The following is an 11,041-nucleotide window of genomic DNA, read 5'->3' on the forward strand; positions in this document are numbered from 1 at the left end:
TCAGGAAAACTGTCCGAATATAAAAGCTACTTTCATGGTTTCTGTTCCACAAGTAAATGGCCTTCCTGCAGACGTCTACAAAGATATAGTCACTTTGATTGTGCGGCCAGAGTAGATTCGATTATTATTGCTATATAAATAATTGTTCATCTAGTATAAAAGCAATGATAGATGGAGCTATAAATATGTCCAGGAACAGGATTTCTGATAATACATTAGATCAAAGTAATAAATTTCAAGATCCGCAGTTAGAGCCAGTTGATCAAAAAGGAGTTTCTTCCGGAAGAACGGTGAAGCCTATGGATCTTCATGCCAGTGAGGTTGATGGGAGAAGTGATCGGCCTTATGGTGAAGTAACCGATGATGAAAAAAAAGTAATTGATAGAACTACGACGCCTAAAAATGTAAGTAAAGAGGCAAGAGGAAAAATTGAACGTTTTTTTATGGGGACACTTGAGGTCGAGCCATCTAAGAGTAGAGCTTCTATTATTTCCAGCCTGTCCGAAAGTGATATTGAAGGCAACTTGCCTGAAATAGAAGATATGTCAGATATCGAGGAAACTGCTGGTTCTGACTTGGATGGTGAATTTAAGCAATACCATGAAGCGCTTGATAAATTTAAAGTGAGTCTTGGTGGTTCGCCTAATTATTCAGGAAAAAGACCAAAACTTCGAACAGGGAAAAAAATCTTTGGTTTATCCATTGATACTGTTAGGTTTTGGGTTTCCAAGGCACTTCAGAAGAAGTGGTTTCCTGAGCCATTGTTTCGTACGCTTGGCAGGCGTATTGGTCTAGGGGGGGCAGGTTTAACCCGTTATGAATATCTTGCACTGAGCTTGCAGAGTATCAGGAAAATAAAGAAAAACTTACCAGAAATTCAGGCAAGGCTTATTTCAAATAAAAATGCGTGCAGTTTTTTTAATAAAAAAACGGGTTTGACTTTTCACGAAAGATTGAATGATCCAAAAACTTTATCTCGCTCATTAAGTGATTATGTGGACCTTGCAGAGAGGCATGTAGATGATGCTATCAAAAATGATTATTTGCAGGAATTTTTTGACGTAGCCATGCCGAGTGTTGATGTTTGCTTTGAAGCAAGAATGAGTAGTCTGCTTGCTTATAGTGTAAATCACCCTTTGGATGATACAGATGCGATGTCACTGGACAATATCGCCGATTATAACTCTGATTCATCACTGGAACATGTTTTAAACGAGGAAATTAAAGTTCTTGTTATAGGTTGGGTAGATCTGGATATTATTGACTCCGATCATATATATGATTACCTGGTTAATAACAGGGGGTTGCTGGGGAAATCTTTTCAAGGTGGTTATTGTGATACACCTGAATTTGCGCTGGTTTTAGGTGAAGAAATTGAGAAAAAAAAAGTAGTTATAACTGATACCTTTTTGCGGAAATATCTGGACTATGCAGAGAATACTCTTTGCCTTTTCTGATAAACGTACCTGATCAACAGGTGGTGTCTGTTGTGGTCAAGTAGTTTTGGACACCTGATTAAGCCGCTTTTTCCAATCGTTTCTCTTCAAATGCAGTTGGGCTGCAATAATCCAGATCAGAGTGACGCCGGTTGTTGTTGTAGAACAGGATATAGTCAACAACATCACGCTCAGCCTCTCTGCGAGAGTCGTAAAAACTATGATCTGTACACTCTCGCTTCAGGCTCCCGAAGAATCTCTCCATGATCGCATTATCCCGGCAGTTCCCTTTTAGGCTCATGCTGACGGGCATATGGTACTTCTTGAGTTCTGCCTGATAGTCATGGGATGCGTATTGGCTCTCCTGATCCGAGTGATGCAGCAGCCCCTTTCCGGGTTTCCTGGCCCAATAGGCCATGCGCAGGGCCGCCAGGAGGCTGTCCGGGAATAGACGGCCCTACGCGGCAACTGCTCCTGCGTTGCTCTAGCTCCTGCATCCATGCAATCGTGCGGCGACAGCAAATTGGTCTAAAAATCCGCTTTTGTTCGTCAAATAGCACGCTATCTCCTCACAAAACCGAATTTTTATCTTCAACTTTCTGTCGTCCTCGCTACGGGCGCTATTCTCGGACGCCTCCTGGAGGTAAATCCGTTGTCATCCTCGGACTAATGGCCCGTCCGACGACTTTGCACGAGTAAAGATCAACGACGGCAGTGAGGTATAGCCAGCCCTCGCGCGTCCACAGGTAACTATGTAATCACCCATACTTTATTGGGGCGGGCTTCTGGAATTCTCTATTGAGAAGATTATTCGCCGCGGGGAATTTATGTTTGCTGTTGGTCGTGACCTTGAGCTTACGTGCTTTGCTCACAACCAAACCATTTTCCTGTATGAGTCTTGCCTCTTATGGCGACCGACATCATGCCCAGGTACCTGCAAAGCCCGAGACATGCGGCGGGAGCCGTAAGAGCCCCGCGAGGACTCAAAAATTCGTTTCATGTCAACGATCAGGCCTCTCTCTTCAACCGATTGCGCCTGCTTTCGGCGACGGGTCTGCAGCCATTAATAAAAGCCACTCCAAAGGGTGACAACCAAAACATCACCACCATCGAGCTACCGCTGACCGATACCAATACCGCTCCCGGCCTGATTGAGCTGGGGGTGCTGGTCGAGGTTCAAGATATAGCGGGTGATTAGCGAGGGTTTTGTCTGGCGACCAATGTTGCTGCTGAACGAAGCAACGCTCTCCAAAGCATCCAGTTGAAAGGTATTATTAAGTATATGTACATAAATAGTTAAGTATTTTGAGTATTCGATTGAATATAAGTGCTCATAGCGATTAGGATAATGCGCTGTATAATGGCGGAACGTTAAAAGTGTGATTTATTTTTTATGCATAGATTTGATGTTCCGGGTGTAGTAACTCGCCATACTCTTCATAAGCAATAATAAACTTCTAGCTTTGCCGCCTTATTACAAGGCAAATTTATTATTAATGTTCAGGATATGACTATGGCTACTACTACCGGTACTGTTAAGTGGTTCAACGACGAGAAAGGTTTTGGTTTCATCGCTCAGGATAACGGCGGACCAGACGTGTTTGCTCACTTCCGTCAGATCACAGGCGATGGCTTCAAATCTCTGGCAGAAGGCCAGCGTGTTGAATTCACCATCACTCAGGGCCAGAAAGGTCCTCAGGCTGAAGATATTCGACCACTGTAATGGTCGGGGCTGCAATATTGTAGCCTCTCACCTCACGTAAAGTGAGGTAAAGAAGGGCAGTGCTTTCGGGCACTGCCCTTTTTTGTGGTTTTCAGAAAAGTGAAAAAAATGGGGGGGAGACCTTTATGGCCACCACCAATATCTGGCAGCAATTCAAGGCTCTGGTACTGGAAGGGGTGAGGGTGGTCGCCACCATCACCGCCAACAATGGTAACGGCGCCAGCCTGGCAACGCTTCGGGATGGGTCAGTGGTTGCCGTTAAGGATGAACTTGGAGGGGTAGGGTATTTAGCCTTCATTGTCAGTGGGGGAAATGAAAGGCACCGGCACCGGCGATTCAGACTGTAAATATTTAACTGCTGTTTATGGGGGCGGCGAGATTTGTTGAGGCTCGCTCCGCTCGACCCAACATGTGGGTTGTGTTAACAAGATTAAGAAGAGGCTTTGCGTTCTTCCAGACAAAAAGAGAAGGGTATTTTAAGCGAGTAAGAGAAAATTATTTAGACTGATTTCTTGGTTATTTGTTCAAAAAACGTCAGGCTCCTGTAGCTCATAAAAATTAAAGATAAAAATATTTACTGGCGGTTGACGGCGTCCTGAAAATAGGGATAATACGCCACCACTGGCCCGGAACGCACGGGTAAGTGAACGGGGTATAGCGCAGTCTGGTAGCGCGCCTGCTTTGGGAGCAGGATGTCGGGAGTTCGAATCTCTCTACCCCGACCAGATAGTTAAAGCTCATGCTCTTGAGTATGGGTTTTTTATGTGTGCCGAGCATGTTGCCCAGTTTCCAAGGTTTTTATTCTGGGGAAATACAGTCTTGATCTGTGTATGTTCCGTAGCCAGTATGCGGAAATCACTACTGTGAAAAGATTGTGTATTTGTTAAAGTATGAATCGTTCCGGTATGGAGGTGTTTTTAGAAGTACCGCCGCCATGATGTCCGGAACGATTTTTAGTGTTGTAAAACGGGGTATAGCGCAGTCTGGTAGCGCGCCTGCTTTGGGAGCAGGATGTCGGGAGTTCGAATCTCTCTACCCCGACCAGATTATTTTTTATTGGCCAGCATCATGTGCTGGCTTTTTTTTGTCTGCAGTTTTTTATTTCCAGCTTTTTATCTCCAGGAAAGTCACCTCAAGCCATTAGCTGCTCAATCAGGGCAACTTCATCATCGGTTAATGATGTTGTCAGGCAATGCAGATCCTGCTGCATATGGTCTGCATCATGGGTTCCGGTGAGAATGATCATCCCCATTTTCAGTGCTGCCTGAAAAATCACCTGAGGCCCGGTCAGCCCGGCTCTGGTCATAATGGCCTGAAACGCCGGCTTTGCAAGCATGGCTGTATTGGCAGTCAGCAAAGAAAATCCCTGGTAATGAATATCATGTCGTTGACAGAGTTCACGGACATCAGAATCCCAGCCGGTTCTGGCAAAGCATCGGTTCTGCACCAGCATGGGTTTGATGGCGGCATGGAGGCTCAGGTATTCCAGCTGATCATGGTTTACATTGCTGACTCCCAGTAGTTTGATATGGCCGGAACGGTAGAAGCTCTCCATGGCTTCCCACACGGCAAAATCCCGGTCACTCAGCCCGTTTGATTGAGAGGGACCGTGCAGCAGGTAGGCATCCAGGTAGTCGGTCTGCAAATGTTCCAGAGACGAGAGAAAGGACTGTTCAACCTGAGTTTTACTGTCTGCCTCAGGGTTATAGGGTAACCGGTTGTCCTGGCCCTCGGCATAGGTGAATTTGGTTTGCAGGAACAGGTCATCACGGCTTTTGCCACTGATCTGGTAATAGTTTTGCAAGGCTTCCCCGACACCTTCTTCATAATAATGTTTACGCTGGTTGGCGGTATCGATGGCGGCAAACCCGTTGTTCAGCGCTTTCAGGGTGAGTTCGCTGGTGGCCTGCTCTTTCCAGGCCGTCCCATAAATAAAGCGGGGTACTGCTGTGTCGTGAAGATAAAGTGGGTTAGTTTCTGGCAGTTCGGCCATCTTTCTTGCCTCCTTTCAATATTATTGAGAGTGTATAAAAGGTAAAGAGTTTTGTGGTCTGGCTTTGTCTTTTGAGATTTACTTTAGACTAGAGCAAAGCCCATGACATAATGCCGGCATGGGAATAGGACTTTCTATGGGACTTTCTATAGGACTTTCTATAGGACTTTCTAATATATGGGTATTGAAAAGGCTTTGACCGATGGGCCTATTTAAAACAGAGCTTTTTAAAACCCGACCTTACCGACTGGGCCTGACGCTCTCGGGTGGTGGCGCCAAATGCATGGCTCAGGTTGGGCTGCTGCAATATCTTCAGGAGCAGGCGATTGAGCCGGATATTATTTCCGGTGCCAGTGCCGGAGCGATGGTCGGTGCCCTCTACAGTGCCGGGTATTCACCGGAAGAAATTCTTGAGTTTTTTGTCTCAACCCGAATGTTCAGCCTCAGAAACCTCTCTTTCAATGCCTTGGGGTTGATCGACTCCGGTAAGATTGCCAAACACTTTCAGTCTTACTTTCCGGAAGACAGTTTTGAATCGTTAAATAAACCATTGTATGTAGTGGCCACGGATTTGAACCGGGCCCGGCAGACGGTGTTCAACAGTGGGTCTTTAATTAATGCGCTGGTGGCGTCGTCTGCTTATCCGGGCATGTTTACGCCGGTGAAATGGCAAGACACGGTCTATGCGGATGGGGGGATCATTAATAACTATCCTTCAGACCTGATTAACGATCAGTGTCGTCATCATATCGGTATGTATCTGGCACCGATGATGTCCAGGCCCAGTGAGCATTTTGGCAATATGTTTGATGTGCTGGACCGGGTGTTTCAGATCTACAGTTCAGCCAGACAGTTTGCCAACATCAATTTGCCTGATATCTCTCTTGCCCCGGAAGGCATCGAAGATTGCAGCGCCTTTATGGTCAAGCCTGATCAGCTGAAGTCCATTTATGAAATGGGTTATAACTGCGCAAGGAAATACTTTGAGGGTGAAGGTGCTGACTGGTTAAAGAATATGAAAGGCGGTACCCGGAAGCGTACCTTCTGGTTTAAATTGCCGACCCCTTTGTAAGGCAAAGTGGCCGGTCACTGAACCTGTCAAATCAAGGTAAATTGAGCCTGTGCAGGGCTGGCTTGTGTGCTGGTTTCGAGGAGTGATTTCAGCTCATTATGAACCTGTGTAAAGTCTTTCAGTAGCTGTGCAGTATTGATCTTTTCATTGGCATTAGGGTATTGGTTATAAAGTCGATAATTTTCTTTGTTCTGCTGCATCGTCCACAGTGGTTTCAAGGCATCCTCATCCTCATCCTTAAACCCGGGGGCAGGAACAGGACTGAAATGGTTGGCAGGGCTTATGAAACTATTGCGACCATATAAGCGAAGCTGTTCGAAAAGCCGGGTTTTGAGAGTGGGAAGCTCATAGGTGACCAGATTCTGGTGCAGATGTTCGTTATAGCTGTTCAATGACGCTATGATATCTTTGCATATTTCAAAATGAGTTATCAGCTCCGTAGTATTGAGTTCCCCTTTCAATTTAAAATCAGGTTTTTTCATCTCACTCAGTAACTCATATGCATCTTTTATGGAGAGTTCAAGAAATAACAGGGAGTTCCTGAGTCGCTCTTTTGCTTTTTTAACGTTCTCTAAATCCGTATTACTGGCTAGAAAAGCCATGTTTTTGGGGGTAAGTTCATTTACTGAGAAATTCTTCTGCAGCCACTGTGTGGATTGGCTCCTGCTTTTGATTTTTTCTATTGGAGGTTGCAAGCTGACAAGTTTTTGATGAGTTATTTGCACCTTCTCCATAGACGTGGCTGTGCGGATAATCAATTTGTGATTTTTATGAAAAATATGTAAGGCTATTTCCAAAAAGCAGTAAACTTTATGGGCAGGGGGTATCAGACTTTCAGCTAACTTGTCTTTGGCTATTTTTTCCAGTTCTTCAAATGGCTTTGAGTCATCGAGTGTGTTGCACAGAGCGGTTACTCTTTCTGAAAAATCTGTAACCCCGGAAACAGGTTCTCTTTCCGTATGATGGGGTGATTCAACGCTTTTCAGATGATCTGACTCTTCAGGTTTTTTAACGCTAATCGGTTGTTGACTGGTTGGTTGGTTTCTTGTTTTATCTCTTCTTTTTTTCTTGAGTTCAGTGAGTTTGTCGTTATTCTTAGCCCATTTGTCAATCTCTTTTTCAAGCTCCCGGGATCCCTTGTTTTCTTCTAGTTTCGCTATCACCAGTGCTAATCGTAATTGCTCAATGTTTATTGCCAGTGATTTCAGTTTAGATGTCGGATCTTTTTTATCGTCGGCTTTTATTGTCGGGTTTTTGATCAGATTATCCTGTAGCCATTTTATATCCGTGATTTCTTTATCTCTTTCGGGAGTCCTGCCCGCCAAAGCTGCAGTCAGTTGGCTGAGTTTTGGAACCCATGTTTGTATTTCCGAGATAATTGCTATGCTCCTGGCGTTGTTGTCATCACAAAAACGGAGGTCTTGCAGACTGTGATTCATCCAGCAAATAAAGTTGGTGAGGTCTTTAATGATTTCACTGTTTTTTTCAGGGGTGTCTTCTAAAAACTTTTTGCAGAATATGGGTGATTTATAGATAGTAGTGAATATTGAAAAATAATATGTGGCTAATTCAGGTTTGTTATAGCAGAAATTAAGTGCTTCGATTATTAATGTCTGAGTATGTTTCATTGCATCTGTTGCCAGGCGTGTTTCTGACGATGAGGGATTAACATCTGAAGTGGAGTCAGTCTCGTTTTTCTTTTTCAGCTTTTCCTGCAATCTTTCTTTTGTGGTTTGTTTTTGTCTTTGTGTTCGTGTTATTTTTGTTTCTGGTTTAGTATCAGTGCCCATCATTGCTGGGAAAATAATGCTTTCAGCTATTTCATGATTTAAAAGACTGAGTAGAGCTCTTATCAGTTCCAGGTAAACGTCTTCTGCTATATCTTTTTCCGGGCTGATATGAATAAGATGAGCAATAAAAAATATTGTTATATGATTTAGTAATTCTTGATTATTAGATGAGTTCGAGTCATTTTGTAAAAAAAGCAGTGTTGTTAGCATCATGTGAGCAATAAACTTGCTATGGATTAAGAGATCCCAGTGGTAATATTTTTTTTCCTCGCTACTTTCTGTTTCTTTTAGTTTTTTAATCTTCTTTTTGAATGAGCCTTGCATTCCGTGTAATAAATTTGCTATTAGTACAAGTTGGTCTGTTGTTTGGATCGGAGATAGCTCTTTATTTTTTGTAATCTTTTTGACTTGTTGTAAGGCTTTATTGCTCAGGCTAAAGGTTTCAGTTGAAAAGGGAATGCTGTAACCGGGTAGAAAAGGTGCTGAAAGTGTAAATATTATTCTGTGTCTATTGGGTAAGAAGGATTGAATAGACATGTTAATCAAGTTTCCTATAGATTTTATTGATTGTGTTGGATATATGTTTCCCCCTCCGGAGAGATTTAGGGAAGGTAGAGGTGGTAATTGTATATCTTTAAAAACCATCCTTTCATCAATCTCTTTTACAAGACTCTCCATTATTCTTTTGCGCTCAGCATATCCTTTTTCTTGTGGATCACTAAGCATATTTATATTGCTTTGAATTTTTGATAGAGCTTTATTTTTTTCTTTTTTACGAGAGGGTGCTGGTCGAGATTGATCCTGGCAAAACAGGTACTTCATATCCGCATCTACATCTGGTTTTTGACGGGGGCTGCCTGAAATAAGTAGTAGAGAAATATCAATATCAGGCATCCTTTCAGGCTCGGCTTCTATTTCTGGACTGGCATTTGTTTCTGTCTCGTTGTTGTCACCTGGCTTTTTTATGGATGGGCTGGCTGATCCATCGGGTGGAATATACGACTCTGGCGCTGGCAGGCAGGGTTGATGCGGGTTAATTTCATGACCAATGGCTGTGAGATGGAACTCTTTGGCGCCAGGCTTTAGGTTCGACCTGGCTATTCTCTCTTCGGTGGCTTGCTGATTTTGACAGGGGTATGCGGATGTATGGGAAAACTGGCCTCCGTCAGACGTTTCTTCTTCATCATTAAGTGTAAAGCGGGACTGAGTATCAGGGGGCAATTCTGTGAAATAGTTGATCGGTATGCCTGGGTATTCAGTTTGCAATGGCATGTGCATTGAAGTTGGATTGGATGGAAAAAAGGTTTGAACCTGTTGTTGTTGTTGTTGGAGGAGAGATACATTCTGAAAAGTCACCCCGGTGTAGGCATATGGGTTTAATTGCTGAGACTGGTGAGCAACCTGTTCAGGAGGTAGTAATGGCACGGGCATTTGTGAACTGTTATGTGTGTAAATGGGGATAATCGGTTGTTGTGGATGGGATACACTGTGATTAGCCATTCTGGGGCTGCCGCGGGGAGGCTGTATATTCCTCGTGTATTGATTGTAAGGTACATATAAACAGTATACGGTTGGAAGATTCGGGTCGAACACAAAAATATCCTTGGGTAGTTTTCAAGGTTTTTATCTTTTTAATATTATTTACCCATTGGATTATAGATGTTTTTCGACTATCCGTGAGCGGTGGTGATAGTGAATTTATTGCGTGGCGGGGGCAGTCAGCCAGAAATATTCGATTTAAATGGCTGACAGGCTTTGATACTCGGTCAATACAAAGTGGTCAGTCATACCTCCGATATAATCCAGAATAAGCCGGGTTCGGAAATACCATTCAAGGTCATTGGCTTCAGCGGGGGAGTGGCTTTCCTGTTCCAGTTGGTGAACCGCGCGGAAATAAGCGGCTTTGTATTTACGGGATAGTCGGTGATTCAGTCGATGCTCAATGAAGTGCTCCCCGTCAGGCAGATTATCAAGATTGGCGAATGCGGTTCTGGGTAATTCAAGAATAGGGCGGTAGATGTTCAGCAGGCCTATCAGGGCGGCGTAACCGCGCAGCTCTGGCGTCTCCTTTTCCTGACTGCTAAACACATGTCGTATGGCCACTGTTTTCAGGGTTTTCAGTGCCAGGTGCTGATCAGACCCACCGTCAATCAAAGGCTCGTCCAGAGTGCCATGAAAAACCGCTTCATGTTTCTGAAGATAGCGGTTGGCTGCGTAGCTCACCAGATCTCTTACCAGGTGAGAGCGCAGGTGGCGAATAAAGTTTTGAGGGTTGTCTCTGGCAACGCTTTCAGCGGTTTTAATAATGTCAGGCAGATAGTTGTTTTTCTCACCACTGAATTCCTTCCAGACATTTTTCAACCAGAAGCTCAAGCCCCGGAACGACAGAATTCCCTTATCAATGGCATCTTCGAGATCTGCAATACAATAAGAAATATCGTCTGCAGCCTCCATGATATAGACCAGGGGAAAGCGGCAGTTGTCTTTAATATCGAGATTCTTCCAGATCGCTTCGATCAGCGGTTGCTCGGAAAAGTAGAAGCCCGGTTTTTTCTGGCGATAATTAAATCCGGGTTCTTTGTTCTGATAAGGGGCTCTGGTGTACTTGATGGTAGCTGCCATCTGTGACCAGGTCAGGTTGAGCGCCTGCAAGCTGTGAATAATCCGCAGGCCCTGGGCATTACCTTCAAACACCGATAAATCCGGAAACAGCACATTGTGAAAAAGTTCTGAATGTCCGGTTTGTCCATTCAGAGTGTTTTGTCTTTGCATTGCCTTGTGGTGACAAGACTCTCCATGCTCCTGTATCCAGCGACTGAAGGCAGCTTCTCCGAAATGGCCAAAGGGTGGGTTACCCACATCGTGCAGCAGGCAGGACATTTCCACCAGATTGGTAAATGCGGTTTCAATATCGTCAAGGCCAAGTTTGCCCAGTTCACCGCTCTGTTTCAGTTGATCGAGAATGGTCTTGGCCAGGTAGCGGCCCGCTTGCTGGACTTCCAGCGAGTGTGTCAGTCGGCTGCGAAC

General features: G+C 44.3%; 10 protein-coding genes and 2 tRNA genes. 7 read left to right on the top strand and 5 right to left on the bottom strand.

Annotated elements, in window-relative coordinates; all coding sequences use genetic code 11:
* Positions 1–185: 185 nt before the first annotated feature.
* The gene (locus RM811_RS15300) at positions 186–1,457 is read left to right on the top strand and encodes a hypothetical protein (RefSeq protein ID WP_402525941.1); all 1,272 of its coding nucleotides are present in this window, start codon (positions 186–188) and stop codon (positions 1,455–1,457) included.
* Positions 1,458–1,515: 58 nt separating this feature from the next.
* On the opposite strand, the gene RM811_RS15305 is transcribed toward RM811_RS15300, so the two are convergent.
* Positions 1,516–1,854, bottom strand: coding sequence for a transposase (locus RM811_RS15305; protein ID WP_402525943.1), 339 nt, complete (start codon positions 1,852–1,854; stop codon positions 1,516–1,518).
* A 450-nt stretch (positions 1,855–2,304) separates the two neighbouring features.
* The gene (locus tag RM811_RS15310; protein WP_402525946.1) at positions 2,305–2,436 is read right to left on the bottom strand and encodes a hypothetical protein; all 132 of its coding nucleotides are present in this window, start codon (positions 2,434–2,436) and stop codon (positions 2,305–2,307) included.
* Between the two features lie 30 nt (positions 2,437–2,466).
* Here RM811_RS15310 and RM811_RS15315 point away from each other — a divergent pair, with 30 nt between their 5' ends.
* The 5 genes from RM811_RS15315 to RM811_RS15335 all read left to right on the top strand — a co-directional run bounded on the left by RM811_RS15315 (position 2,467) and on the right by RM811_RS15335 (position 4,203).
* Positions 2,467–2,634 (top strand): hypothetical protein, encoded by a 168-nt coding sequence (locus RM811_RS15315; protein ID WP_402525948.1) that lies wholly within the window; start codon positions 2,467–2,469, stop codon positions 2,632–2,634.
* A gap of 315 nt (positions 2,635–2,949) precedes the next feature.
* Positions 2,950–3,159 carry a cold-shock protein gene (locus RM811_RS15320; RefSeq protein WP_402525950.1) on the top strand — a complete coding sequence of 70 codons (210 nt, stop codon included), beginning with the start codon at positions 2,950–2,952 and terminating at the stop codon, positions 3,157–3,159.
* Between the two features lie 125 nt (positions 3,160–3,284).
* The gene (locus RM811_RS15325) at positions 3,285–3,506 is read left to right on the top strand and encodes a hypothetical protein (RefSeq protein WP_402525952.1); all 222 of its coding nucleotides are present in this window, start codon (positions 3,285–3,287) and stop codon (positions 3,504–3,506) included.
* Between the two features lie 301 nt (positions 3,507–3,807).
* Positions 3,808–3,884, top strand: a tRNA-Pro gene (locus RM811_RS15330).
* A gap of 242 nt (positions 3,885–4,126) precedes the next feature.
* Positions 4,127–4,203 (top strand) — tRNA-Pro (locus tag RM811_RS15335).
* Positions 4,204–4,291: 88 nt separating this feature from the next.
* On the opposite strand, the gene RM811_RS15340 is transcribed toward RM811_RS15335, so the two are convergent.
* Positions 4,292–5,152, bottom strand: a complete 861-nt coding sequence (locus RM811_RS15340; RefSeq protein WP_402525955.1) for an aldo/keto reductase family protein — start codon at positions 5,150–5,152, stop codon at positions 4,292–4,294.
* A gap of 202 nt (positions 5,153–5,354) precedes the next feature.
* Here RM811_RS15340 and RM811_RS15345 point away from each other — a divergent pair, with 202 nt between their 5' ends.
* Positions 5,355–6,224: a patatin-like phospholipase family protein gene (locus RM811_RS15345; protein WP_402525957.1), complete on the top strand. Its 870-nt coding sequence runs from the start codon at positions 5,355–5,357 to the stop codon at positions 6,222–6,224.
* Positions 6,225–6,250: 26 nt separating this feature from the next.
* Here the strand turns inward: RM811_RS15345 and RM811_RS15350 are convergent, their stop codons facing one another.
* Together RM811_RS15350 and dgt are read right to left on the bottom strand one after the other, a co-directional pair.
* Positions 6,251–9,514 (bottom strand): hypothetical protein, encoded by a 3,264-nt coding sequence (locus RM811_RS15350; protein WP_402525959.1) that lies wholly within the window; start codon positions 9,512–9,514, stop codon positions 6,251–6,253.
* Between the two features lie 237 nt (positions 9,515–9,751).
* A partial coding sequence (gene dgt, locus RM811_RS15355; protein ID WP_402525961.1) for a dGTPase occupies positions 9,752–11,041 on the bottom strand: 1,290 nt, incomplete at its 5' end.

The sequence above is a fragment of the Endozoicomonas sp. genome, from assembly GCF_031844845.1.
Taxonomy (GTDB): domain Bacteria; phylum Pseudomonadota; class Gammaproteobacteria; order Pseudomonadales; family Endozoicomonadaceae; genus Endozoicomonas.